We start from the raw sequence: 26,218 nt of genomic DNA on the forward strand, positions 1-26,218 counted from the left end.
GAGAAGAGGGGAAAGCCCCGCCGATCAGAGGATCAGCTGGGAGATCTTGGCGCTGAGCTCTTTTTCGCGGACCGGTTTCATCAGGAAGCCGTTCGCACCGGCCTCGAGAGCCTCGGCTTTTTTCGTCTCGTCCGTGGTGAGCACGATGACCGGCGGCTGCTTCAGGTTTTCGTCTGCACGCAGAACGCGAAGCATATCCAGCCCGCCCATCACGGGCATAATGATGTCAAGCAGTACGACATCGATATCCGGAGCGTTTTTCAGCTCGCCGATCGCGTCGGCGCCGTTTTTGGCTTCGATAACCTCAGTGACATATCCCGTTTTCATCAGCATGGATTTGAGCAGTTTCAGGTTGATCAGGTCGTCATCGACGGCAAGTACTTTCAGTTGTTTGTTCGGCATTCAGTTTCCTTTAGTATTTATACGTATTTTTCAAAGATCAGACGCAGAAGGTCTTTGTTGATGACATTCTTGATAACGTCATCCACCTGGCTGCGTGTGGCGTCGTCAGGTTCGACGCCCGGGTCGATCATCATGACGGTTGCGGTTTTGTGCGCATTGCTGTCCAGCGCCCGTTGCAGGAGCTCCATATCGAGTCCTTCGATCTCCTGGTCGAACAGGACAAGCTTGTAGGCCTTGTCTTCGATGGCCTCGACCATATTCTGGGCACCGCTGACGCTGTCATACGTAAAGCCGAGATCCGAGAGGAGCTGTCCGAAGAGTTTGTTCTCCAGTACCCCTTTCTTGACCAGCAGGATATCGGCACTGTAGGTGACCTCCGCTGCCGGTTCGGCTGCGGTTTCTTCGACGGCAGCTGCGACCTCTTCCGGTGCCGATTCCGCCGGTTCTGCCGTTTCGAGTGTACGGGTATCGACGATCTTGTCTCCGATGAACTGGCTGAGCAGGTTGAGGATCTCGGTGCGGACCAGCGGTTTGGTCGTATACTCATCCATCCCGACGTCCATGAAGCGTTCGCGGTCCCCTTTGAGGGCATTGGCCGTCAGGGCGATGATCGGAACGTGCGGCTGGTTCTCGTCCTCTTCATAGTCGAGGATCTCCATGGTCGCTTCCATTCCGTCGAGGACCGGCATCTGGATATCCATGAAGATCAGGTCGAAGTCGCCGTTTTTGCGTTTTTCGAAAGCTTCGAGTCCGTTGTTGGCGATGGTGATCTCCAAGCCGAGCTCTTCGAGGGTGCGGCGGATAAGCTTCTGGTTGATGATATTGTCTTCGGCGACGAGGACCTTGGCATCGAAACGGCTGTCCGCACTGACTTTTTTACGTTTTTTCTGCGCCTTTTTGACGACATAGTCTTCGGCGTCGAAGGATTCAAGCACCGACTGCAGTTTGGTACCGTTCAGCGGCTCGTAGAGTACTTTGAAGAGGTCGAGCTCCATGCTCTCGATCTTCTTCATGTAGTAGGACTTGGTGACAAGTACGGTCGCTTCCGGTGTGGCGCTGACCTGCTGAAGTACCTCTTCGTCGCAGTAGTCGAAGTCGGCGATCAGCATGTCATAGCTGCCCTTCTCCTGAAGCTGTTTCAGTTCGCGCAGGTCCTCGAAGGTCGTATGTTTGACCCCATAGAAGTTGAGGTACTCGAGCAGGTACTCCGTCTGCGCCTTCTGGCGGGTGGCATCGTTCATAACCAGGGCGTTGATATTCGAGAAGGTGTTTCTGAGCGAATCGTTCAGGGTCTCAATCTCTTCGAGCTCCAGGGTAAAGAAGAAGGTGGTTCCCTGTCCCGGTTCGCTCTCGAGATCGAGCTTGCCGCCCATCAGTTCGATGAAGCTGCTCGAGATCGTCAGTCCCAGGCCGGTACCGCCGTATTTACGGGTAATGGAGGTGTCTGCCTGACCGAAGGCTTCGAAGATACGGGCTTTCTGCTCGGCGGTAACACCGATACCGCTGTCTTTGACTTCAAAACGGATACGGGCACGGTTCGGCGTATCGCACGCTTCGCGGCGGACATTGACGTTGATCGCGCCGCCGCTGTTGGTGAACTTGACCGCATTGGAGAGGAGGTTGATGACGACCTCTTTGATCTTGGTCGGGTCCCCTTTGAGCGGACGTTCGAGGCTCGGGTCGATGAAACAGCCGAGGTCGATGTGTTTTTCGGAAGCACGGACGGCATAGACCTCGACGGCGCTTTCGAACTCTTCGAGCGGGTTGAAGGCGATCTCTTCGATCTCGAGCTTGTTGCTTTCGATCTTGGAGAGGTCGAGGATGTTATTGATAATTTCCAGCAGGTTCTCGGAGCTTTTCTCGATGATATCGATAAACTCGCGCTGCTCCTCCTGGAGGTCGGTGTCTTTCAGGAGTTCGGTGAAGCCGACGATACCGTTGAGCGGGGTACGGATCTCGTGGGACATGTTCGCCAGGAACATCGATTTCGCTTCACTCGCTTCCTGGGCGGAGACCTTATCCATCCGGGTCTGTTCGATGACCCCTTCAAGCAGGGCGTAGGCCTGCGCCGTACCCTTCGCCGTCTCGAGGTTGATATCGGTGCTTTCCGTTTCGATACCCTCTGCCGCACGTTTGAGGACCGATTCGAGGTCCTTGATGTTGCGGGCGATATCGTTGGCGAGGAAGTAGCCCAGCAGTGCGATAATGATCGCAATGGCCCAGATGACGACGGCGGCGGTCAGGATCTCGAGGGCCTGGGTCTGAACCACGGCCGCGCGTTTATCCATCGCTTCGATCAGGACATTTTCCGCTTCGGAGAGAAGGTTGGTCTTTTCTGAGAGCATGGCGAACCAGACACCGGACTGTGTGGAGTAGAGTCCGTCGTTGATCGCTTGGATGATCTCCGCACGTTCGGCAGTGATGTCTTCAAAGAGCTCGATATTATCCTCCCCTTTGAAGAGGGCATCCATCGCGGCTTTGAGGTCGGCATCGAGGGCCGTATCGTAGCTGATGGCGTCCGCCCGGCCGATCAGTGAGAGCCAGCGGTTGACCTCTTCGGTCTCCAGCGCCGTCGAACGGGCGAGAATGAAGGAGATGAAGTCGCGTTCGGAAGCGGTGTAGAACTCGGACTGGAGCAGGTTGAAGTAGGCCGAAGCACTGGAAGAGAGCGCTTTGTCATCGGAGATCTGGGTAATGTGCCCCAGGATCTCGAGGATGTTGCTCAGGACGACCCCGTAGGCTTCTGCATAAACGGATTCGAACTCCGCATTGCCGGTATCGACGGCATTACGCACCTCTTCGATGGTGCCGGTGATGCCTTTGAGCGTTGCTGCATCCTTTGAGTTCAGGGTACCGGCAAGCTGCCCAAGCGACTGGTCGACGATATCGCGCTGGGAGAGCAGCGATTTTTTGGTCGCTTCGGAGTGGTTACCCATGTACATAACGGTCATCCCGCGTTCGCGGGAAATATTGGTGAACAATCCGTTGAGGTATTTGTTCTCAGCCAACTTCGTCTGCAGGACTTCCGCGGACTGGTAGTCCCTGAACGAGGTATAAACGTAGAAACTGGCCAGGCTCAGCAGGAGGAGGATCGGCAAAAGGCTGATCAGGCGTAACTGGCTTTTAAGTCCCAAATTCATATAGCTTCCTTTTTAGAGTTGATTCAAGAGTGAATAAAAGTGTTCCGCTTCCCGTTTCAGGGCGGGCTGCTGTTCATGACGCAGCAGCTTGGTGAGGCTGCGGGAGACATCCTCGATACGGAGGTTGTCCGAAAGGCCTTTGAATTCGAAGGCCGCGGCACGGATTTTTTTCAGGTCGCCGTCATCGATCGCCTGCATGATTTCGCCTTTTTTCTTCTTGGCGTCATCAACGAAATCCTCTACCAGGCTTTTGACGAAGGAGTCGCTCAGACCGATCTCGGCCGCCGCCCGTGTGAGGTCGTAATGCAGCTCTGCTTCTTCGGCTCCGGACATCAGTGCGGCGTCTTTTGCGGCGTCACCGCTGACCTGCTTGTAGTGTTCTCCCTCTTCGGCATCATCAATAAGGTGCTGCTCTGTCTCGGGGATGATGTCGAGACCGAACGGTTCGACATCCTCGACCGGCTCGTGAGGCTCTTCCTCGACCGGCGGCGTGTGCTCATCTTTGAGCGGCGGGAGTTCGACGGACTCCTCCGCCTCTTCCGGAAGCTCCTCATCCGGAAGGCCGAGGTCAAGGGGCAGAAGGTCCTCTTCCTCTTCCGGTTCGGGGATCGGGGCCGGCGGCTCTTTATCGAAGGCGGGCAGTTCCTCTTCTGTCTCCTTGGTTCCAAGAAGGTCGCCGAAGTCGTAGAGATCCTCTTCGGGCTCTTCCGCCGGTGCCGGCGGGAGGGATTCCTCTGCAGCCGGTGCGGCTGTCTCCAGCATCTCCGGAAGCGGTTTGCCCTCCATCTTCGCGACGATCAGGTAGAACTGCTTCAGGTTGGCCTCGATCTCGATCTGGTCACGGGAAGAGTTGATAATGCTCAGGACCTCGAAGGCGTCTTCGATCCGCAGGTTGGCCGCGACCCCTTTGAGTTTGTGAGAGAGCAGGTGGACTTCGTCGAAGTCCTCCTCGTGGTTAGCGTTGAAGAGGCCGTTTTTGAACTCGTGGGCCTGCTGGATAAAGTCACCGATGAACTCCTCGATCAGATCGACGGGGAGGCCGAGCTCATCCGCCGCAACGTGGGGATCGAAAACATAGTCGCTGTCGGTCTGAAGGTTGTCGAGGTAGGCCTGCTCTTCTTGGTTGATATAGTCACCGAGCATCGGTCTTTCGGTTTTGGCCGGGGTGACAGCCGGTTCAAAGGTTTCCGGCATATAGGGCTCTTCTTCGAGGGCGAAGGGTTCCGGTTCAACACTTTCGGCTTCAAAGCTCTCCGGTTCGTTGAGCGACCCGTCGAGGTTGATGTCCGGCAGGTCGATCGCCGGCAGCTCTTTGAACTCAAACTCCTCTTCTGGCTCGCTAGGGGGCGCGATCGGTGCTTCGGGCTCGGCAGCAGGGTGGGGCGGTTGCGTGAATGCAGCCGGTTCCGCAAAGGGTGCCGGCTCCGTGGGTGCGGGGCGTTCGAAGGGCTCCATCGTTCCGCTGAGGGATTTGATCTGTTTCAGGTGGACGACGTACCCCTCATTCTCCGGGGCATCGGTCATGAAGATCGGCGAGAGGCTGAGGACACAGGAGAAGTTGACCTTCTCGTTCTGGATGATGGCGCGGGTATCTTCGGCGTCGGCGTGAAGGACAAAATCGATCCAGGGGAAATTCTGGAAATTGTGGATATAGCCCGGCTTCTTGACGAACATTTCAGCTACATCCTTGTAGTCCGCCAGAAACTCGGAGAGGGTTTTATAGCCGAGATGGTGTAGCGTTTCGTCGTCAATACCCACCAGTTGTTTGTTGTGGTTGTAGATTAGCACAATGCCTCCTTCACTTTATGATTCTGCTTCTTCGCCGCGTAGGCGCTCGTAGAGGGCCTCGGCCTCTTCGACGGCCGCTTCGCTGGCCCCTTTGCGTGCGGCGGCGTATTTGGTGATCGCCCCGCTTTCATCCTGGATCGGCGTAATGGTTGTTTCGACCCAGTAGTAGCGCCCGTCTTTGCGCAGGTTTTTGACAAGACCGGTCCAGACATTGCCCTGCTTGATGGTGTTCCACATCATTTCAAACGCTTTTTTCGGCATATCAGGGTGGCGGATAATATTGTGCGGCTGTCCGATCAGCTCCTCTTTGGTGTAGCCGGAGATTTCACAGAACTTCCGGTTGGCAAAGGTAATGACCCCGTTCAGGTCTGTTTCACTGACGATCGCACGGCCTTCGAATTTAAACTCTTCATCTATCGGTTCTACTACCTGCATAGTCGGCCTTGTTTTAATTTGTGTCTGGATAAATATAGCATATTAACCGCAAAATGCAACTTATCGATAACTGTTTTTGATCTTTTTTGCATCAGCGGTGTTGAGGAGGGCGGCCAGTTCCGCCTCGGGGGCTGCATAAATGGCTTCAAAGGTGCCGTAATGATTGAGAAGTTTTTTCACCTTGGCTTCGGAAATCCCCTTCAGTTGCAGCAGATGGGAGCTTTTTGCTTCTTTTTCTCGTTGCTTTTTGTGAAAGGTGATAGCGAAGCGGTGGGCCTCGTCCCGCAGCCGCTGTACCCAGTGCAGACGGGGGTCGGTCGTCGGGAGTCTCAGGGTCTCTTCGGCGGTGTGGATCAGGTCGGCGGCCTTTCCCTTTGCCCGGTGCGCTTTGGCATCGATTTTCTCCTTGCTGACGGCGATGACGTCAAGGTTGACCCCGGCCGAGGCCAGTAGCTCCTGTGCCAGCAGCAGCAGGGTGCGCCCCCCGTCGATCACCCAGAGGTCCGGCGGCGGGTTGGTGCCGAAACTCTCGATCCGGCGGGAGAGCATTTCGCGCATCTGGGCGTATTCGTCCCGGGCGTCGAGGTTGTAGTGACGGTAGGCCTTTTTCAGGAACGTCCCTTTTTCGGCGACGATCATGGCACCGACGGGCGCGACCCCGGCAAGATGGGAGTTGTCGAAGACTTCGACACGTTCGGGGAAGGCGGAGAGGTTGCAGAGCTCCTGCAGGGCCTCCGCCGTCCGTTCCGCACCGCTGTGGCGCTGTTTTTGGAGCAGCTCCACGGCATTGAGGCGTGCGGTATCGATGACCTTGCGCTTCTCGCCGCGCTGCGGCACGTGGATCTGAACGTTGCGCCCCAGGTGTTTGGAGAGCGCCGAGGCGACCCATTCGCGGGTCTCGAAATCGTCCGCAACGAGGATGGGGGCGACGATGGGGGGCTGGTCATGGACATAGAATTCCAGCAGGGTGCGTTCGTAGAGTTCGCCGGGATCGAAGAGGGCACCCGTACGGATCGTATCGAAGGCCGAAGAGACGATCTTGCCGCGCCGCATGAAGAGGCGCACGATGGCGGCGTAGCGGTCGTTGTGGGCGACGGCAAAGATATCGTAATCCGCCGCGTTGGCCAGGTCGATCTTGGAGAGCTGTTCGCTCCGTTCGATACGGTCGATGCGGTCGCGCAGCTTGGCCGCCTCCTCGAAGCGCAGCGCTTCGGCGTAAAAGGCCATCCGCGCTTCGAGGCGGGCGAGCAGTTTCCGTTTCGAGTCGATAAGGCTTTTGGCCTCGTCGATGAGCTCGGCGTACGCCTCCGGCGTCACCAGCCCCTCGCAGGGGCCCAGGCACTGTTTCATCTGGTAGAAGAGGCAGGTTTTTCCCCCGGAGAGGCACCCCTGTTTCTGCACGAGCGGTACGAGGTCATAGAGGGAGTCGAGGATGTCCCGCGCCCCGACGGAGTAGGGGCCGAAGTACTCGATCTTACTGCCGGTAATGACTTTGCGGGTGATCTCGAAACGGGGGAAAGGGAGGGCCCGGTCGATGTAGATATAGGGGTAGGTTTTGTCATCGCGCAGCAGGATGTTGTACTTGGGTTTGAGCTGCTTGATCAGGGAGTTTTCCAGGATCAGCGCGTCGTGCTCGCTTTCGACGACGATATAGTGCAGCGACACCGTTTCGCCGAGCATCTTGCGGATGCGGGGGGAGAGGGTCGGGTTGGGGGCGAGCACGGGGGTAAAGCGGAAGTAGCTCTTGACCCTTTTCTTCAGGCTTTTGGCCTTGCCGACATAAAGCAGGTGGCCGCCGGCGTCGTAGTAGTGGTAGACGCCGGGACGGTCAGGCAGGTTCTGAATCTGTTCGAGCATGGATGTGTTCTCTGATCCGTTCGATAAGGCGGTGCAGTTCGGGGTGGTGCGTATCGTTGCCGAAGTCCCCTTCGGCGCGTTCGATATAGTGCGCTTCGCTATCGCGTACCATCCCCGGGTCGTTGCTGTTCACCGCCGGGGCGCGGTGGGTGACGAAGGCGCGGATGTCCTCGGGAAGCTGCTCCCGGCACTCCGGCGGCGTATAGCGTTTTAAAGGGGCTTTAATCGACGCAATGATATTATCGAACTCCTGTTTGGCGCCCGGATGGCTGAGGACAAAATAGAGTATTTTGTTGTGAAAATAGCCGTACCGTACGAGCCGCTGCAGGTGCGGGGGAAAAAGCCCCTGGATGCGGCGGATGCACTCGAAGTGCGCCAATTTTGAAAACGACGGCTTTTGCCGCAGTGAAGCGAGAATATGCGAAGCATTTTTCATATGATGATTATAGCGGTTTGCCTGTTAAGCCTTACTGGATGCGGCTACAAGGGCGACCCCTACTATGAAGCCCCGCAAAAGGTGCGCTGATGCAGTATGACATCCTCATCATCGGTGCCGGGGTCGCGGGACTCTACGCCGCACTGAACATTCCCACCGACAAAAAAGTCCTCCTGATCAACAAGACCCGCCCCTGGGAGTGTAATACCTACTACGCCCAGGGCGGCGTGACAACGGCGCGTAACGACGCCGATATCCCCATTCACATCAAAGACACCCTCGAAGCGGGTGCGGGCATGTGCAACGAGGAGGCGGTCCGGGTCCTGAGCGAAACGTCGCAGGAGGTGGTCCGGGACCTGATGGGGCGCGGGTTCAAGTTTGACACCGCCGAGGACGGGCGCCTGCTCTATACCAAGGAGGCGGCACACTCCGCCGACCGGATCCTGCACGCGGGCGGCGATGCGACGGGACGGCACCTCCACCACTTCCTGCTGCTGAACAACCCCCACCCCATGCTGGCCAACGCCACCGTCATCGATTTCCTGATCGAGGAGGGGCAGATCTGCGGGGTGGAAGTCGTCTACAAGGGTGAGCGCAAGGTAATCCTGGCGCACCAGGTGATCCTCGCCAGCGGCGGTGTGGGCTCGCTCTACCGCTTTCACACGAACGCCTACAGCATCAGCGGTGACATCCAGGGGATCTGCGTCGAGAAGGGGATTGCCCTGGAACAGATGGAGATGATGCAGTTCCACCCGACCGTCTACCTCGGCAACCAGTCGGTACAGAAGCAGTTGCTCAGTGAAGCGCTGCGGGGCGAGGGGGCGCAGGTCGAAGACGAGGACGGCTACCGGTTCCTCTTCGATTACGACCCCCGGGGCGAGCTCGCCCCCCGCGATATCGTCAGCCGGGCGCTTTTCGACTACCGCCGCAAAACGAAAAAGCAGATCTACCTCTCGTTCCGGGAGTTTGATCCGGCCTATTTCCACAAGCGTTTTCCCAATATCAGCGCGAACCTGCAGGATATGGGCTTTGATGTCCCCAAGGACCGGGTGCCGGTCTCCCCGGCGTTCCACTACGCTATCGGCGGGATCAAAACGGACCTGAACGGTAACGTGGCCGGCATCAGAGGACTCTATGCCATCGGCGAAGCCGCGTCGACGGGGGTACACGGTGCCAACCGGCTGGCCAGCAACTCGCTGCTGGAGGGGCTGGTCTTCGCCAAACGGGCGACCGCGGCACTGCTGGCCGAACCGGGAACCCGTTGCACCGCGCATTTTGCCCCCGGAGACGACCCCCTGTTTGTCGAGGGAGACAAAGAGAAAAAGGAGCAGCTGCGCCGTATAATGTGGAAATTCGTTTCCATTGTCCGGACGACTGAGGGGCTTCAGGAGGCATTGGCCACCATTGACACGATGCTCGCTTCCCCGATCGGCCGGATGCTGAGACTGCGTCTGCTGACGGCGCACGAAATCGTCCGTGCCGCCCTGGCCAGGGATGAATCGGTCGGTGTCCATTACCGCGAACACTGAGTTAATGACACCTTCGGAGGTGTGAAATCTATTTCAATTGGGAGTTTTATATGCATGATACCATGCTTGATCTGACCTCGACGTGGGTCGGGATCGCCGTTCTTGCCGTCTTTGCCGTCGGCTATTATTTTATTGCAACAGAAGAAAAATATGAGTTGAACAAGGCCAAGCCGGCGCTGTTCATCGGGACGTTCTCGTTTATGCTGATCGGGATCTACTATGCGCTTAACGGGCTCTCCCCGGACCCGCTGCACGAGGAGATGCGCACGCTGATCGAGGAGATCGCGGAGATCTTCTTCTTCCTGTTCGTGGCGATGACCTTTATCGAGACCCTGATCGAGCGGGGTGTCTTTGACGTGCTCAAGTACAAGCTCGTCTCCAAGGGATACAGCTACAAGAAACTCTTCTGGCTGACGGGGCTGTTGGCGTTCTTCATCTCCCCCGTGGCCGACAACCTCACCACGGCGCTGATCCTCTCGACGGTCCTCTTTACGATCGACCGCGACAACCACAAGTTCCTGGTCCCGGGCGCCATCAATATCGTCGTCGCAGCCAATGCGGGCGGTGCTTGGAGCCCCTTCGGTGACATTACGACCCTGATGGCGTGGACGGCGCAGAAGGGCGAGTTCGTTGACTTCCTCTTCCTCTTCGTCCCCTCCATCGGCGGCTGGGTCCTGACGGCATGGCTGCTGGCGCGTTTCGTTCCCGCAGGAGCGCCGGCATTTGATGCCAGTACTGAAACGGCACCGCAGATGCGCGACGGCGGGATGGCCGTCGTCTGGCTGGGGGCCTTCACGATCTTTACAGCCGTCATGGGGCACCAGTTCTTCCACTTCCCGGCGATGTGGGGCATGGTCTTTGGCCTGGCGCTGCTCAAGCTCTACTCTTTCCGCCTCACCAAGCAGAAGCGCGACTCATTCGACATTTTCGTCAATATGCAGAAGATCGAGAATGATACGCTGCTCTTCTTCTTCGGGATCCTCTCCGCCGTCGGCGCGCTGCATTATGTCGGCTTCCTCAACTACATCCACGACCTCTACGGCGTGATCGGTGCGACGGCGTCAAACATCGGCGTCGGGTTCCTCTCGGCGATCGTCGACAACGTCCCGGTTATGAGTGCGATCCTCAAGGCAAGCCCGGAGATGGGGCTGGACCAGTGGATGCTCGTGACGATGACGGCGGGAATCGGCGGGAGTTTGATCAGTTTCGGTTCCGCCGCAGGTGTCGGCGTTATGGGGCGTCTGCGCGGGATTTATACCTTCGGTGCGCATATGAAATACTCCTGGACGATCCTGGCGGGGTATATCCTCTCACTGGTGCTCTGGTACATTCAGTTCGAGATTCTCGGGCTCTACTAGGCCCGCCTTTCGGCGTTGCCCGCCGGGGCGCAACACCCCTCCGGCGTACTGCCCGACACTAACCCAAATCTAACCCCTTTTAAGCTATCCTTCCATTATCAATCAACCATTCATAAAGGTCCTACCGTGAAAGACGTCAGCATTATCGTACTGGATTTCGGATCGCAGTATACGCAGCTTATTGCACGCCGCCTGCGCGAGGAACGTATCTACTGTGAAATCGTTCCCTACTTCACCAAGGTCGAAGAGATCACCGCGAAAAACCCCAAAGGGATTATCCTCAGCGGCGGCCCGGCCTCAGTGTATGACGAAGACGCCTACGAAGTGGACAAGGCGATTTACGACCTCGGCCTTCCCGTCATGGGGATCTGTTACGGCATGCAGCGGATCGCCGTCGATTTCGGCGGTTCAGTCATCCGTTCCGATCACCACGAGTACGGCAAGGCGGAGCTCTATATCAACGAGGAGCACGGCAACGTCTCCCCGCTGTTTGAATCGTGCGAGAACGGCCGCATCGTCTGGATGAGCCACAGCGACCGCGTTGACGAACTTCCCGAGGGATTCGCACCGATCGCCCACTCCGACAACTCCCCCTTCGCAGCGATCGCGAACGAGGAGAAGCGCGTCTACGCCATGCAGTACCACCCCGAAGTTCAGCACAGCGAAGAGGGGTATCTCATGCTGCGCAACTTCGCCCGGAAGATCTGCGGCGTAACGGAGAAGTGGGATATGGGCCACTTCCTCAAAGAACAGATCGCGAAGATCAAAGAGCAGGTCGGTGACGGCAAGGTGCTCTGCGGGCTCTCCGGCGGCGTCGACTCTTCCGTTGTCGCGGCACTGCTGTACGAGGCGATCGGCGACCAGCTGGTTCCCGTCTTTGTCGATAACGGACTGCTGCGCAAGGGCGAGCGTGAACAGGTCGAGGAGGTCTTCAAGGTCAACTTGAAAGTCCCCCTCGTTGTTGCCGATGCCTCCGAGCTTTTCCTGGAGCGCCTGGCAAACGTCACCGACCCGGAGACGAAGCGTAAAACGATCGGCCACACCTTTATCGAGGTTTTCGAAGCCGAGGCGAAAAAGCACTCCGGCATCAAGTTCCTGGCCCAGGGGACACTCTACCCCGACGTCATCGAGTCGGTCTCTGTCAAAGGGCCTTCCGAGACGATCAAGTCCCACCACAACGTCGGCGGCCTGCCGGACTGGATGGATTTCGAACTGATCGAACCGCTGCGTGAACTCTTCAAGGATGAGGTCCGCAAGCTCGGCCGCGAACTGGGACTTCCGGAATCCATGATCAACCGCCACCCGTTCCCGGGACCGGGCCTGGCGATCCGTATCATGGGCGACGTCAACAAGCCCGACCTTGATCTCCTGCGCGAAGCGGATGTCATTCTGCTCGATGAGCTCAAGGCGAGCGGGTACTACACCCGTACATGGCAGGCTTTTGCCGTCCTGCTCAACGTCAAGAGCGTCGGTGTCATGGGCGATAACCGTACCTACGACAACACGGTCTGTGTCCGCGTCGTCGAGGCGGTCGACGGGATGACGGCGACTTTCGCACACCTGCCGCACGAACTGCTCGAGCGCATCAGCCGCCGCATCATCAACGAAGTCGACGGGATCAACCGCGTCGTCTACGACATCAGCTCCAAGCCGCCCGCAACGATCGAGTGGGAATAGGAAGCACGGCCGATAGGCCGGGCCTTCCGCATCAGTAACCCTTCTTTTCTTCCTTTTTTCCCTTTTGTTTCCGCTTTGTATCAAAAATCTATCAAATTTTGTGTTTTCCTCATTAATGATGAGAATTTGTCGTGCTATAATGCAGCCAAGATGACGAGTTTTCCATGAACCGAGGGGAAATTCCGTTATAAACAAAGGAGAAAATATGCGCAAATTAGGATTGATCACCTCTGCTGTTACCGCAGCAGTGCTTGCAACGTCCGCTGCTGCGGCGGATTATGAAGTCACACCGCTCTTCGGTGTGGTCTGGCCGGAGGGCAACCTCAACCTGAAACAAGAAGGTACCGTGGGTGCCGAATTCCAGTTCAACGGGATCTTTGAGAGCATCAAACCGGAACTGGCGGTGCTCTATTCGCCGGATGCGGACTACAAGCCGGGACCGGATGAAACGACGATTACCCGTGTTATGCTCAACGCCGTGCATGAATACGCGCCGCTGGGTTCGGCGATCCCGTTTATGAAAGCCGGTCTCGGATATGAGAATATGACCGAGGACATGTACGACAACAAAGACAGCGTGATGGCCGATGCCGGCCTGGGCTTCAAATTCCCGCTCACCGAGATGCTGGCCCTTAAAGCCGAAGCGCTTTATATGCTCAAATACAACGACGACCGTTGGGACAACAATCTGGCGGCGCTGGTCGGGTTCACCGTCAGTTTCGGCGGTTCCGAGGCTGCGGCAGAGCCTGCACCTGAGCCGGAACCGGCACCGGTAGCCGCAGCGCCGGCGGACAGCGACAATGACGGCGTTGCAGATGATGCGGACAAGTGCCCCGATACGGCAGCCGGCGTTACCGTCGATGCGAAGGGATGCCCGCTTGACAGTGACAAGGACGGTGTGGCCGATGCGGCGGACAAATGCCCGGATACCCCTGCCGGTGCAACGGTCAACGCGGAAGGGTGCCAGCTTGACGGCGATAACGACGGTGTGGTCGACGCTTCCGACAAGTGTCCGAATACGCCGGAGGGTGCCGTGGTTGATGAACTGGGATGTGCGGTCGACAGCGACGGTGACGGCGTCAGCGACCTGAAAGACAACTGCCCGAACACGCCTGAAGGGTTCAAAGTCGATATGGTCGGCTGCCCGGTTGTCAAGACCCTGAAGATCCGTTATGAGACTGCTTCTGCGGTCATCGCCAAAGAGTCTGAAAGCAAAGTCGTTGAGTTCGCCGACTTCCTCAAAGAGAGCCCGGCATACAACGTGAAGATCCTCGGCCATACGGACAGCCGCGGCTCCGACAAATACAACCAGGGGCTCTCTGAAGCGCGTGCAAACAGCGTCAGAACCCTCCTGATTGCCAACGGTATTGCTGAAGACCGCATCATCGCCGAAGGCAAGGGCGAGTCCCAGCCGGTCGCCGATAACGGTACCAAAGAGGGCCGTGCGGCCAACCGCCGCATCGAAGTCTGGCTGCTGAAATAAGCCACCGCTTCCCAGCGGCCGGCGCGCCGTTTTCTCCGGCGTCTCCGGAATTATGGTATAATTGAATGTTTACTTAAACACGGGGCTGACCTGGTTTCGACGGGAGCAGGTCGCCTACGGTTGCATGCCGGGCTGAGCATCCCGTTATACGGCTCAGATTGCATAACTGCAAACAACACAAATTATCGTCCTGCTTACGCTGTAGCGTAAGTTTTAACTAACCTTTAGGACTGCTTCGCCTTCCGACTCTGGATAGGAAGGATTTTGAAGTATCACCCTTCTCCAGATATATCTGCAGAGCGTCTCATCTGCAGAAGAACTTCGAGACTCGCCCGGTCTAGCTTTGCAGGTTGTGTGAAGCCCGGTTAAATCAAACAACCTCTCTAAGCATGTAGACGCCGCAGGTAGCTTGTTTTCGGACTGGAGTTCGATTCTCCACAGCTCCACCAATTTCTTTCATACAACACTATCTCTCACTATACTGTTTATCAAAAATATCCATTGCATCCAGCTGTAAAAATACAGTCAGCAGTTCGGGGTCATGCTTGGTGCCGCTTTCGCTTTGCATGATGCTAATGGCTTTGTCATGCTCCAGGGCTGCGCGGTAGGGACGCGTTTCACGCAGGGCGTCGTAGCTGTCGAGGATGGAGAGCATCCGGGCGATACGGGGGATCGTCTCGCCGCCGAGCCCGTCTGGGTAGCCGCTGCCGTCGTAGTGCTCGTGATGGTGCCGGACATAGGTGGCGATTTTGTCGCCCTGGGGCAGCTGCATCAATCTGACGATGGATTCACCCATGGTGGAGTGCAGCTGCATCGTGTCGCGCTGCTCGGGGGCAAGGACGTCCGGGTGCAGAAGGATGCTGTCGGGAACACCGATCTTACCGATGTCGTGGAACATGGCACTGTAGAGCAGCTGGATCTGCTCGTCGGGGGAGAGGGCGCAGGCACGGCCGAAGGCGTCGGCGAGCAGGACGACACGCTCGCAGTGCTCATGGGTCTGGATGTGGCGCTGCCGAAGGCTTTCACGCAGCCCTTCAATACTGCAGGGCTGCGCGTGAAGGGACTCGAAAAGGTTCATGTTTCCCCCTTTGCGTGCATCGTTGCGTCGGATGGAAAACGCCGGCGCAGCGATCGATAAGCACCCATTGTACCAGAAGAATGGCCTACGCGGGATGGGTACCGGAACGGGTGAGGCCGGTGCGTAATAGGACAGTAACCGTACCGGGCTACTATGGCAAATCCCGATGCCGCGTCGCCGGAGGTTTTCTTCTCCCCCGGGCGCGACGGGGCTGTGGGCACTATTTATACAAAGACGTAATCTTTTCTATACACCATTTCTACTATAATGGCGAATAAATCATCCTGCGAGGAAATAAAAATGGCAATCAAAGTAGCGGTAAACGGAACGGGACGGATCGGTCTGATCGCGATCAAGATCGCGGCGCAGCGCGACGATATGGAGCTGGTGGCAATCAATACGACGGCCAAACCGGATATGCTGGAGTACCTGCTGAAGTACGACTCCGTTCACGCGGGGATCGAGACGAAAGTGATCGATGAGAACACCATCGAGGTCGGCGGTAAGCCGGTCATGATGCTGAGCGAACGTGACCCGGAGTCCCTCGACTTCAGCAAAGCGGGCGCGGAAGTCGTCGTCGAGTGTACCGGCGTTTTCCTGACCACGGAGACGGCGTCCAAACACCTCAAAGGCAGCGTCAAAAAGGTCGTCATGTCCGCACCGGCCAAGGACGATACGCCGACGTACGTTATCGGGATCAATACCGACAGCTATCAGGGCGAAGCGGTCATCTCCAACGCCAGCTGTACGACCAATGCCCTGGCACCGGTGACGAAGATCCTTGATGACACTTTCGGGATCGAGAACGGTCTGATGACGACGATCCACTCCTATACAAACGACCAGAACCTGCTCGACGTCAAGCACAGTAAAGATATGCGCCGTGCCCGCGCAGCGGCGGTCAACATGATCCCGACGACCACCGGTGCCGCCAAGGCGATCGGCCTGGTCATGCCGCACCTGCAGGGCAAGCTCAACGGGTACGCGATGCGTGTCCCGACGACGGACGTCTCCGTCGTCGACCTGACGGTCAACCTGAAAAAAGCGACGACCAAAGAGGAGGTCATTGCCGCCTTCGAAGCCGCCGCGGCGGGCGAATACGCAGGCCGTGTCGAGATCGACCACGACAAACGCGTCTCCAGTGACTTCGTCGGTTCCTCCTACAGCTGTACATTCGTGCCGGATATGCTGAGCGTCATCGACGGTACCGTCGTCAAGGTCCTGGCCTGGTACGACAACGAGTGGGGTTACACCGAGCGCCTGATGGACATGGCAATGTTTGTCGGTGAGCACTGAGGAGCGCGGATGAAAAGCATTATCGGTCACTGCAACAGCAGCATTGCCGCGCTGAAACTCTCTGACGAGATCCTCGATAGGAATACGCTCATCCTCGCGGAAGAGGGGGCGGGAAAAACGAACCTTGCTTCGAAGATCCGCGAGTTTGTCATTGCCAGCGGTATTCCGACGTTCTATATGGACTTTTCGGACCCCACCATCGATGAAGTCGAGGCGCGCTACAAAGATGAATACTTCTTCTATATGCAGTTCGAAGAGAGCGATGCCTTTGACGCGGCCTTCGACGAAGCGGTCAAAGAGGGTAAGCATATCTACCTGGCGGTGAACCCGAAATATTTCGCCAACAAGCGCGATGTCAAAAGCCGCCTCTCCCAGACGATCTCCAAGCAGGAACTGCTGGAGAATTACTACTACTTTTTCCATGAGATCGCCCAGCTCGGCGGCTTCTATACGAAGTTCGAAGACTTCCTCATGTACATCTTCAACATGATCAACATGAAAAAGTACGGGCTGACGTTCCTGACGCAGCCCCATGAGATCTTCGAGAACGCCCAGCTCAAGCTGCTCTTCTCCTTCCTCTTCCTCGGTCGCTGTTCCAACGCGAACTACTACAACACCTCCGAGCTCAAAAACATGAAGCGGAACCAGTTTTTCTACCAGCGCCGTATGAACCACAAGACCCTGCTCTTCAATGACATCCGGAGCGACGTCGTCACCATCGACGAATAAAAAGGAGCGCACATGGCACTGGCCATCATGTGTTCGGGCGGTGATGCGCCCGGTATGAACCCTGCGATCAAGAAGTTTGTCGATTACGCTTTCAAGCGGGGGCAGAAACACTACTTCATTCACCACGGCCTGGAGGGGATGATCGACGGTGAGATCACCGAGGCCTCCCACAGCGACGTCGCCGGCATCCTGCACCGTGGCGGCTCCATTATCCGCTCTTCGCGTTCCAAGCGTTTTTTTGAATACGACTACCGCAAACAGGCGTACGAGAACCTCAAAAAGTATGACATTACCGGGCTCGTCGTGCTCGGTGGGGACGGCTCTTTCCGCGCGATGCAGCGTTTCAGCGAGGAGTTCCCGCTGAATTTCGTCGGGATTCCGACGACGATCGACAACGATATCTACGGCACGGACTACTGCCTCGGCGTCGATACGGCGCTCAACGTCATCCGCGATGCCCTGGACAAGATCCGCGATACGGCCTCGACCTTTAACCGCGCCTTCGTCGTCGAGGTGATGGGCCGGGAGTGCGGCTACCTTGCCGTCGTTTCCGCCATCTCCAGCGGGGCGGAGATCTGTATCATCCCCGAAGCCGATTTCAATATCAAAGTCGCGGAGCAGAAGCTGCTCGAAGAGGTGGCCGGGGGGCGCGGCTACATTCTGGCGGTGGTCGCCGAAGGGACGGGGAAAACCGCCGAGATCGCGGAGTGGCTGGAGTCGGCCATCGGCCTGGAGACCAGGGTGAGTATCCTGGGGCATATCCAGCGCGGGGGGAACCCGACGGTGACCGACAGGCTGATGGCCTTTGAGTTCGTCATCCATGCCATCGACCACCTGCTGCACTCCCGGGACGCCAACAAGGTCGTCTACTACCGCGACGGGGTTTACGGCCTCATGGAGATCGACGACGTCGTCTCCCACTCCTACACGATCGACAGCGAACTGCTCTCGACCATCAACCTGATCGACTGAGCGCAGCGGCGCCTTTTTCCGGGGTTTTTGCCCCGATTATCTCCCTTTGGTTGCATACCGTTTTATTTAATTTGCCTTTTTCTTTCATCGGAGTACAATGGGCCCAAACGAGTCAATAAATTATGATAAGGAGCCCGCTATGTCACGGATTGTTATGGACGCCAATGAAGCGGTCGCGCGTGTCGCATTCAAAACCAACGAGGTGATCGCCATCTACCCGATCACCCCCTCATCCCCCATGGGGGAACACTCCGACGAGTATGCCGAGAACGGGGAGAAGAACATCTTCGGCACCGTGCCGGACGTCATGGAGATGCAGAGCGAGGGGGGTGCCAGCGGCGCGGTCCACGGCGCGCTGCAGGCGGGGGCGCTGACGACGACCTTCACGGCGTCGCAGGGGCTGCTGCTGATGATCCCGAACATGCACAAGATCGCCGGGGAGCTGACCCCGACCGTCTTTCACGTCGCCGCCCGTTCCCTGGCCGCGCAGGCGCTCTCCATTTTCGGGGACCACAGCGATGTCATGCAGTGCCGGCCGACGGGCTTCACGATGCTCGCCTCCTGCGATGCCCAGGAGGCGCAGGATTTCGCCCTGATCGCCCAGGCGGCTTCCCTGGAGGGGCGGCTGCCCGTGCTGCACTTCTTTGACGGCTTCAGGACGTCGCACGAGCTGATGAACGTCGAGACCCTCGACGATGCGGTGCTCAAAGCGATGATCCCGACGGCGCTGGTCAATGCCCACAAGGCCCGGGCTCTGGACCCCGAATCCCCGGTCCTGCGGGGGACGAGCCAGAACCCCGACGTTTACTTCCAGGGGCGCGAGAGCGTCAACCGCTACTACAATGCCTTCCCCGCCATCGTCCAGGAGCAGATGGACCGTTTCGCGGCATTGACAGGCAGGCAGTACCGTCTGTACGAATACCACGGCTGCCCCAACCCGAAAAAACTGATCGTGCTGATGGCATCGGGGGCCAAGACGGTGCGCGAGACGGTGGACGCGCTCAATACGCTGGGGTATGAAACGGGGGTGCTGATCGTCCGGCTCTACCGGCCCTTCGATGCAGAGCGGTTCCTCGATGCGATCCCCAAGAGTGTCGAGGCGATCGCCGTCCTTGACCGTACGAAAGAGCCGGGCGCCTACGCGGAGCCGCTCTTCTCGGACGTGATGCATGTCTACGCCGAAGCGTTCGCCCAGGGGCGCTGCAAGTCGATGCCCCGCATGATCGGCGGGCGCTACGGGCTCTCCTCCAAGGAGTTCACGCCCGCCATGGTCAAAGCAGTCTTCGACGAACTGAAAAAAGCGGAGCCGAAACCGCGCTTTACCGTCGGTATCACCGACGACGTGACGCACCTCTCCCTCGAGGTCGCCCCCTTCGAGACACCGGGCGAGGGGGTGACGCAGGCGCTCTTCTACGGCCTGGGCAGCGACGGGACCGTCGGCGCCAACAAGAACTCCATCAAGATCATCGGCGAGGAGGGGCGGCATGTGCAGGGCTACTTCGTCTACGATTCGAAGAAATCCGGCTCCATGACGACCTCGCACCTGCGCTTCTCCCCGGATCCGATTGAGTCAACCTACCTGATTGACACGGCGGATTTCGTCGGGGTGCACCAGTTCGTCTTCATCCTCAAGTACGATATCCTCAAGCAGGCGAAGCCGGGCGCGAAAGTGCTCATCAATGCGCCCTACGATGCCGACGAAGTGTGGACGCGCCTGCCGCGGATCGCCCAGGAGCGGATTATCGAGAAGGGGCTGAAGCTCTACACCGTCAACGCCTACGAGGTCGCCAAGGGGTGCGGCCTGGGACGGCGGATCAATACGATCATGCAGACCTGTTTCTTCCACATCGCCGGGGTCATCCCGCCGGAAGAGGCGATCGCGAAGATCAAAGAGAGCATCGAGAAGACCTACGGCAAAAAGGGCGAGATGATCGTGCGGATGAACTTCTGCGGGGTCGACAAGGCGATCGAGAACCTGCATGAGATCGCCGTGCCGGACGCGGTCGGCTCCGGGGCGGACCTGCTGCCGGTGTACAAGCTCGATGTCGCCGACCCGTTCTTGGAGAACGTCACGGCGAAGCTGGAGGCCTTCGAAGGCGACAGCGTCCCGGTCAGCGCCATCCCGGATGACGGCACCTGGCCGCTGGGAACGACCAGGTACGAGAAGCGCGAGATCGCCCTGGACGCCCCGGTCTGGGACCCGGATGTCTGTATCCAGTGCGGCAAATGTATGGAGGTGTGCCCGCACGCCGTCATCCGCGCCAAGGTCTTTGACGAGGCGCTGCTCTCCGACGCCCCCGAAGGGTTCAGCGCCGTGAACGTGAAGTCGAAGACTTTCGACGCGAACGAACGCTTTACGATCAAGGTCTCCGTGGAGGATTGTACGGGGTGCTCGCTCTGTGTCGAGATGTGCCCGGCCAAGAACAAGTCCGATCTCTCCAAAAAAGCGATCAACATGGCGCCGATCGAGCCGATCCACGACCAGGCGGTGGCGGAGTGGGACTATTTCCTCTCCCTGCCCGAGGTCGACCGCAGCCGCCTGGACCGCACCAAGGTCAAAGAGGCGCAGCTACTGCAGCCGCTCTTCGAGTTCTCGGGTGCGTGCCCGGGCTGCGGGGAGACGCCTTATGTCAAACTCGCTTCCCAGCTCTTCGGCGACCGGATGATCATCGCCAACGCGACGGGCTGCTCCTCCATCTACGGCGGGAACCTGCCGACGACGCCGTGGGCGAAAAACGCCGAAGGGCAGGGGACGGCCTGGTCCAACTCCCTCTTCGAGGACAATGCGGAGTTCGGGCTCGGGATGCGCGCGAGCATCGACAAGCAGTCCCTTTTCGCCCGGGAGCTGCTCGAAGCCCTGCGCGATGAGGTCGGAGCTGAACTCGCCGATTCACTCGCGGCCAATGCGCAGAAAACGGAAGCGGAGATCGCCCGCCAGCGTGCGGACGTGAAAACCCTTGAGGCGAAACTGCCCGGCATCGACCGGGAGGAAGCACGGCTGCTGGAGGGGGTGAGCTCCTACCTGATCCGCAAATCCGTCTGGGCGATGGGGGGCGACGGCTGGGCTTATGATATCGGGTACGGCGGTCTGGACCACGTGCTGGCGTCGGGACGCAACATCAACATCCTCGTTATGGATACCCAGGTCTACTCCAATACCGGCGGGCAGACCTCCAAGGCGACCCCGGTCGGCGCCGTAGCGAAGTTCTCCGCGGGCGGGAAGCCTTCCGAGGCGAAGGACCTCGCCATGCACGCGCTCAGTTACGGCAACGTCTACGTCGCCCGGGTGGCGATGGGCGCCAACGACACGCAGACGCTCAAGGCCTTTGTCGAGGCCGAAGCCTACGAGGGGGTCTCCATCATCATCGCCTACAGCCACTGTATCGCCCACGGGTATGACCTGCGCTACGGTATGCAGCAGCAGAAGCTGGCCGTGGAGAGCGGGCTGTGGCCGATGATGCGCTACAACCCCGAGAAGATCGGCACTGAGGAGAACCCCTTCTCCCTCGATTACAAAGAGCCCAAACAGCCGGTCAAGGCGTACATGTACAACGAGGCCCGCTTCAAAATGGTCCTCAAGATGAATGCGGAACGCGCCGATGCTTTCCTGGATGCGGCGGCGCAGAAGGCGCAGCGCGACTGGATCCGTTACCGTGACCTCGCCGAAAGCGGGAACCTGACCTTTAGCAAGGAGAACGTATGCAAATGAGTATCGAATACCTCGGACTGACACTGAAGAACCCCCTGATCGTTTCGGCGTCGCCGATGAGCCAGCATACCGACCGCTGCCGCGCCCTGGAAGACCACGGCGCGTCGGCCATTGTGATGCATTCGCTTTTCGAAGAGCAGATCAACGCGGAGCTGCATGAGGTCGACCATATGCTCTTTCACGGCAAGGATGCCTTCTCCGAAGCGCTGAGCTTCTTCCCGGAGGGGGCATTCGAGAACTATGAGACGGAAAACTATATGGGGCGGCTCCGGGCACTGAAAACGACCCTGGAGATCCCCGTCATCGCCAGCCTGAACGGGGTCAGTACCGGCGGTTGGACGACCTATGCGAAGATGCTTGAAGACGCCGGCGCGGACGCGCTGGAGCTGAACCTCTACTACCCGGCGAACCGGGCCTGGACCTCCGCGGAGCAGGTCGAAGCGCACTACCTTGAGGCGATCGCTTCCGTCCGGCGGGAGACGACCCTGCCCTTTGCCGTCAAGCTGGCCCCCACCTTCACGGCCCTGCCGCATTTCCTCAAGGCGGCGGAGGAGGCCGGGGCGACGGCCGCCGTGCTCTTCAACCGCTTCTACCACAGCGACATTGACCTGGAGGCACTGGAGTGGACCCGCAAGCTCTCCAGAAGCTCTCCGGCCGATTTCGCCGCGGCCCTGCGTGCCGTCGCCGTCTGTTACGGCCAGAGCGGCCTGCAGTTCTGCGCCGGGGGCGGGGTGAGCGAGGGAAGCGATATCGTCAAGGCCGTCATGGCCGGGGCGAGCACCGTCGCGGCCGCGACGGTCTTTCATGAACGGGGCGAAGCCCATGCCGCGGTCATGCTCGAGGCCGCCGAACGCTGGATGACGGAACACGAATACGAATCGTTTGACCAGATGCGCGGCGCCATCAGCTATGCCAAAGCCCCCAACCCTTCGGCCCTGGAGCGGGCCAATTACGTCGATCTGCTGCGCCACGGCGATGACCTCTGGTTTTAGCGGCGCAAACGCTGCTTCCTAATGAAACTTTTATCCCCCCGTCCGGCGGGGGTTTGCTTTTCTTAAAGCTCCTTTAAAGCGACTGTAAAATATAATTGCGGGATTTTATAAAGACACTTTTTGCGCGTAACAGGCGCCGCTGGTGTGAGAGAGGAGCGTGTTTGATGGGTCAAAAACGGGTGTTGGTTAAGTTTTCAGGTGAAGCACTGGCCGGTGAAGCCGGTCACGGGATCGACACCCAGATCCTCAACTACATCTCCCAGGAGATCAAGAGCCTCGTCGACGCGGGGATCCAGGTCGGTCTCGTCATCGGCGGCGGCAATATCATCCGCGGCGTCACGGCGGCACAGGACGGCATCATCCGCCGTACCGCCGGGGACTACATGGGCATGCTCGCGACGGTGATCAACGCCGTGGCGATGCAGGAGGCGTGCGAACACGCCGGATTGAAAGTACGGGTGCAGACGGCGATCAAAATGGAACAGATCGCCGAGCCCTACATCCAGCGCCGGGCCGTCCGTCACCTGGAAAAGGGACGCGTCGTGATCTTCGCGGCGGGCACGGGGAACCCCTTCTTTACGACCGACACCGCCGCGACGCTGCGGGCGGTCGAGATCGGGGCCGACGTCATCATCAAGGCGACGAAGGTCGACGGCGTTTACGACCGCGACCCGAACAAATTCGCCGACGCCGTCAAACTGGACGTCCTTTCGTACGACCAGGCGCTGCACGACCACATCAAGGTCATGGACGACACGTCCATCGCGCTGGCCAAAGACAACAAACTGCCGATTATCGTCTGCGACATGTTCAAACAGGGGAACCTGCTTGAGATCATCGGCGGCGATTACACCAACTGCTCCATCGTGCAGCAGTAAGAAACTACCCAAAGGAAAACACCATGACAAACCTTCGTCTTGAAGAGATCACTGCCAAGGCCCTCAACACTGCCGGCATCGACCGCTACCAGCTTGCCATTGCCGTGGCACAGCGCGCGAAAGAGCTCGAAAACGGTGCCCAGAGCAAGCTCAACCTTGACCTGAAGACCACCAAGTCGACTGATCTCGCCCTGATGGAGATCGCGGAAGGCCTCGTCCTTATCAAGGGCTTCAAGTCCAAAGCCTGACCCCTCCCCCTGCGTCCCTGGGGCGCTCCCACATCTGACCGCAAAGAGCAGCCATGGCAAATAATTTTGATATCAACCAGATCCGATCCATCCGGGATATTGAAAGTGCGACGGCGCTGCTGCACGAAAACATCGCCTTTGATGAACAGATCGAAGATGCGCTGCTCTTCTCCAAAGACGCCCACGCGCACCAGACGCGCAAAAGCGGCGAACCCTATGTCGTCCACCCGATCCTCGTCGCCGGGCTGGTGGCCTCCATCACCGGCGACCGGGCCATGGTCATTGCGGCCCTGCTGCATGATGTCGTCGAGGATACGCCCAACACCATCGAGGCGGTGGAGATGCGCTACGGCTCCGACGTCGCCCACCTGGTGCACGGCCTCACCAAGATCGACCTGATCCGTGACAAAGAGCTCATCCCGTCGCACTCGGACGAAAAGCTCGTTGTCTCTGCGCTGACGTTTCGAAAGATGCTGCTCGCCTCCATCAAGGATATCCGTGTCCTGGTCGTCAAGCTCTGCGACCGGCTCCACAACATGCTGACCCTCGATTCGCTGCCGCCGGCCAAACAGCGCCGCATCGCCGAGGAGACCCTGGTCGTCTACGCCCCGATCGCCCACCGCCTCGGTATCTCCTATATCAAGAACTTCCTTGAGGACCTGAGCTTCTCCTATGTGTTCACGGAAGAGAAAAAGCGCATAGACGACTACCTGAAGGCGAACTACCACGACATCGAGCTGCGCCTCAACGGCTTCCGCCAGAAGATCGCGAAACTGATGGAGCGGCATGGTATCATCCCGGGCAGCTACGAGATCCTCAGCCGGATCAAGCACGACTACTCCATCTACCTCAAAATGCAGCGCAAGGGGATCAGTATCGACGAGGTACTGGACCTGCTGGCCATCAGGGTACTTGTGAACGACCCGACCCAGTGCTACAGCGTACTCGGGCTCGTGCACCTGCATTTTCAGCCGCTCACCTCGCGTTTCAAGGATTACATCGCGATCCCGAAGGAGAACGGTTACCAGACCCTGCACACGACGGTGTTTGACGACACCTCCATCATCGAAGTGCAGATCCGTACTTTCGAGATGCACAAGACGGCGGAGCTGGGGGTCGCGGCCCACTGGAAATACAAGAGCGGGGGCAACACCATCAACCTCGACTGGCTGCAGAACCTGCAGTACCAGGAGGAGTCAATCGAGGACTTTTACGAGCTGGCAAAGACCGACCTCTACAGCGAGGATATCAGTGTCTTCTCCCCCAAGGGCAAACCCTACACCCTCCCGCGCGGCGCGACGGCGCTGGACTTTGCCTATGCCGTCCACACCGAGATCGGCGACCGGGCGGAGTCGTGCCTGGTGAACAAGGAGAGCAAGAGCCTGCTGGCGGAGCTGCACAACGGCGATATCGTCCGGATCATGACCGCCGAGGAGAAGCAATTGCGCTGCAGCTGGATGGACGCGGTCAAGACCTCCCGTGCCAAACAGCACATCCGCATCAACTGCCGCCACCGCATCCGCGACATCGACAGTCGCAGCGGCCTGCTGATCATGCGCGGGGTGATGCAGCTCAACGTCACCCGCATCCGGGAGTGGATGCGCGAGCACAACCGCCTGCAGAACGCCTGGATGATCGCCCGGGACGTCGACTACCTGCGGGAGGTGCTGCACCACTACCTCAAGGCGCTGCGTTCGCATAAGAAGTTCCGTGCCTTCCTGGCGACGCACCGTTTCAAGCTCAAACTCTACCGTTTCGGTTCGATCGAGCTCTTTTCGAACCACACCATCTCGGACGTCGTCTTCGATTTCTGCTGCCACCCCAAGGCCGGGGACGAGATCGTCGGTTTCCTCAGCAACGGCAAAGCGCACATCCACCACAAAATGTGCCAGCACGCCGCGACGCTGATCGAGGATGAGGAGCCGATGCTCTTCGTGCGCTGGAAGCAGGAGAACATCTTCCACTACCATATGATCGTCAGCATGCAGAACGCCAAGGGGGCGCTGGCGGATTTCCTCACCTTCCTGGCGAAGCTGGGGGCGGAAATCGTCAGCATCGAACTGGGCAAGGAGCGCCAGGAACATCAGCAGCTGTGCGAGCTGGAGTTCCAGAGTTCGGAAGCGGATATTAACCGCCTCCGCGCTAAAATTGAACAAAAAATTCATATCATACAGTTTATTCGAACGGACGACGCATATCGCTCCGTGTAAG

At 58.5% G+C, this 26,218-nt stretch carries 20 protein-coding genes and 1 other RNA gene; 14 read left to right on the forward strand and 7 right to left on the reverse strand.

From position 1 onward, the window contains the following. Window positions 1-24: 24 nt before the first annotated feature. The 6 genes from ACXWTF_RS10435 to ACXWTF_RS10460 are packed head-to-tail and all read right to left on the reverse strand — an operon-like array spanning window position 25 to window position 8,058. A complete protein-coding gene (locus ACXWTF_RS10435; RefSeq protein ID WP_461714932.1) occupies window positions 25-402 on the reverse strand; it encodes a response regulator in 378 nt (125 codons plus the stop codon). A 17-nt stretch (window positions 403-419) separates the two neighbouring features. Beyond that, window positions 420-3,542: an ATP-binding protein gene (locus ACXWTF_RS10440; RefSeq protein WP_461714933.1), complete on the reverse strand. Its 3,123-nt coding sequence runs from the start codon at window positions 3,540-3,542 to the stop codon at window positions 420-422. Window positions 3,543-3,554: 12 nt separating this feature from the next. Beyond that, window positions 3,555-5,330, reverse strand: a complete 1,776-nt coding sequence (locus ACXWTF_RS10445; protein WP_461714934.1) for a hypothetical protein — start codon at window positions 5,328-5,330, stop codon at window positions 3,555-3,557. 15 nt (window positions 5,331-5,345) lie between these two features. After that, complete coding sequence (locus ACXWTF_RS10450) at window positions 5,346-5,765, reverse strand: PAS domain-containing protein (protein WP_461714935.1); 420 nt, start codon at window positions 5,763-5,765, stop codon at window positions 5,346-5,348. Between the two features lie 60 nt (window positions 5,766-5,825). Further along, window positions 5,826-7,622 (reverse strand): excinuclease ABC subunit UvrC, encoded by a 1,797-nt coding sequence (gene uvrC / locus ACXWTF_RS10455; RefSeq protein WP_461714936.1) that lies wholly within the window; start codon window positions 7,620-7,622, stop codon window positions 5,826-5,828. Next, window positions 7,594-8,058, reverse strand: a complete 465-nt coding sequence (locus tag ACXWTF_RS10460; protein WP_416768555.1) for a hypothetical protein — start codon at window positions 8,056-8,058, stop codon at window positions 7,594-7,596. The genes uvrC and ACXWTF_RS10460 overlap by 29 nt, the downstream gene beginning before the upstream one ends. A gap of 3 nt (window positions 8,059-8,061) precedes the next feature. On the opposite strand from ACXWTF_RS10460, the gene lptM reads away from it, so the two are divergent. The 6 genes from lptM (at window position 8,062) to ssrA (ending at window position 14,554) form a co-directional block, all read left to right on the forward strand. Then, window positions 8,062-8,148: an LPS translocon maturation chaperone LptM gene (gene lptM / locus ACXWTF_RS10465; protein WP_461715091.1), complete on the forward strand. Its 87-nt coding sequence runs from the start codon at window positions 8,062-8,064 to the stop codon at window positions 8,146-8,148. Continuing rightward, window positions 8,148-9,587: an L-aspartate oxidase gene (gene nadB, locus ACXWTF_RS10470; protein WP_461714937.1), complete on the forward strand. Its 1,440-nt coding sequence runs from the start codon at window positions 8,148-8,150 to the stop codon at window positions 9,585-9,587. Before lptM ends, nadB begins: the two co-directional genes overlap by 1 nt. A 50-nt stretch (window positions 9,588-9,637) precedes the next feature. Continuing rightward, entirely contained in the window at window positions 9,638-10,945 is a 1,308-nt protein-coding gene (gene nhaD / locus ACXWTF_RS10475; protein ID WP_461714938.1) for a sodium:proton antiporter NhaD, read from the forward strand. A gap of 126 nt (window positions 10,946-11,071) precedes the next feature. After that, complete coding sequence (gene guaA, locus ACXWTF_RS10480; RefSeq protein WP_461714939.1) at window positions 11,072-12,622, forward strand: glutamine-hydrolyzing GMP synthase; 1,551 nt, start codon at window positions 11,072-11,074, stop codon at window positions 12,620-12,622. Between the two features lie 205 nt (window positions 12,623-12,827). Next, window positions 12,828-14,105 carry an OmpA family protein gene (locus ACXWTF_RS10485; RefSeq protein WP_461714940.1) on the forward strand — a complete coding sequence of 426 codons (1,278 nt, stop codon included), beginning with the start codon at window positions 12,828-12,830 and terminating at the stop codon, window positions 14,103-14,105. Window positions 14,106-14,186: 81 nt separating this feature from the next. Continuing rightward, window positions 14,187-14,554: a transfer-messenger RNA gene (gene ssrA / locus ACXWTF_RS10490) on the forward strand. A gap of 17 nt (window positions 14,555-14,571) precedes the next feature. On the opposite strand, the gene ACXWTF_RS10495 is transcribed toward ssrA, so the two are convergent. After that, window positions 14,572-15,183: an HD-GYP domain-containing protein gene (locus ACXWTF_RS10495; RefSeq protein ID WP_461714941.1), complete on the reverse strand. Its 612-nt coding sequence runs from the start codon at window positions 15,181-15,183 to the stop codon at window positions 14,572-14,574. A gap of 300 nt (window positions 15,184-15,483) precedes the next feature. On the opposite strand from ACXWTF_RS10495, the gene gap reads away from it, so the two are divergent. The 8 genes from gap to ACXWTF_RS10535 all read left to right on the forward strand — a co-directional run bounded on the left by gap (window position 15,484) and on the right by ACXWTF_RS10535 (window position 26,217). Further along, complete coding sequence (gap, locus tag ACXWTF_RS10500; protein ID WP_461714942.1) at window positions 15,484-16,479, forward strand: type I glyceraldehyde-3-phosphate dehydrogenase; 996 nt, start codon at window positions 15,484-15,486, stop codon at window positions 16,477-16,479. A gap of 9 nt (window positions 16,480-16,488) precedes the next feature. Next, window positions 16,489-17,208 carry an ATP-binding protein gene (locus tag ACXWTF_RS10505; RefSeq protein WP_461714943.1) on the forward strand — a complete coding sequence of 240 codons (720 nt, stop codon included), beginning with the start codon at window positions 16,489-16,491 and terminating at the stop codon, window positions 17,206-17,208. Window positions 17,209-17,220: 12 nt separating this feature from the next. Beyond that, window positions 17,221-18,180, forward strand: a complete 960-nt coding sequence (locus ACXWTF_RS10510) for a 6-phosphofructokinase (RefSeq protein ID WP_461714944.1) — start codon at window positions 17,221-17,223, stop codon at window positions 18,178-18,180. Between the two features lie 139 nt (window positions 18,181-18,319). Then, window positions 18,320-21,889 carry a pyruvate:ferredoxin (flavodoxin) oxidoreductase gene (gene nifJ, locus ACXWTF_RS10515; protein ID WP_461714945.1) on the forward strand — a complete coding sequence of 1,190 codons (3,570 nt, stop codon included), beginning with the start codon at window positions 18,320-18,322 and terminating at the stop codon, window positions 21,887-21,889. Continuing rightward, complete coding sequence (locus ACXWTF_RS10520) at window positions 21,880-22,881, forward strand: dihydroorotate dehydrogenase-like protein (protein WP_461714946.1); 1,002 nt, start codon at window positions 21,880-21,882, stop codon at window positions 22,879-22,881. The genes nifJ and ACXWTF_RS10520 overlap by 10 nt, the downstream gene beginning before the upstream one ends. Before the next feature lie 164 nt (window positions 22,882-23,045). Continuing rightward, a complete protein-coding gene (pyrH, locus tag ACXWTF_RS10525) occupies window positions 23,046-23,759 on the forward strand; it encodes a UMP kinase (RefSeq protein WP_461714947.1) in 714 nt (237 codons plus the stop codon). A gap of 23 nt (window positions 23,760-23,782) precedes the next feature. Then, on the forward strand, window positions 23,783-24,007 hold the full coding sequence (locus tag ACXWTF_RS10530) for a DNA-directed RNA polymerase subunit omega (RefSeq protein ID WP_461714948.1): 225 nt from the start codon (window positions 23,783-23,785) through the stop codon (window positions 24,005-24,007). A gap of 53 nt (window positions 24,008-24,060) precedes the next feature. Then, window positions 24,061-26,217 carry a RelA/SpoT family protein gene (locus ACXWTF_RS10535; RefSeq protein WP_461714949.1) on the forward strand — a complete coding sequence of 719 codons (2,157 nt, stop codon included), beginning with the start codon at window positions 24,061-24,063 and terminating at the stop codon, window positions 26,215-26,217. Window position 26,218: the final 1 nt, after the last annotated feature.

Source organism: Thiomicrolovo sp. ZZH C-3 (assembly GCF_054862725.1).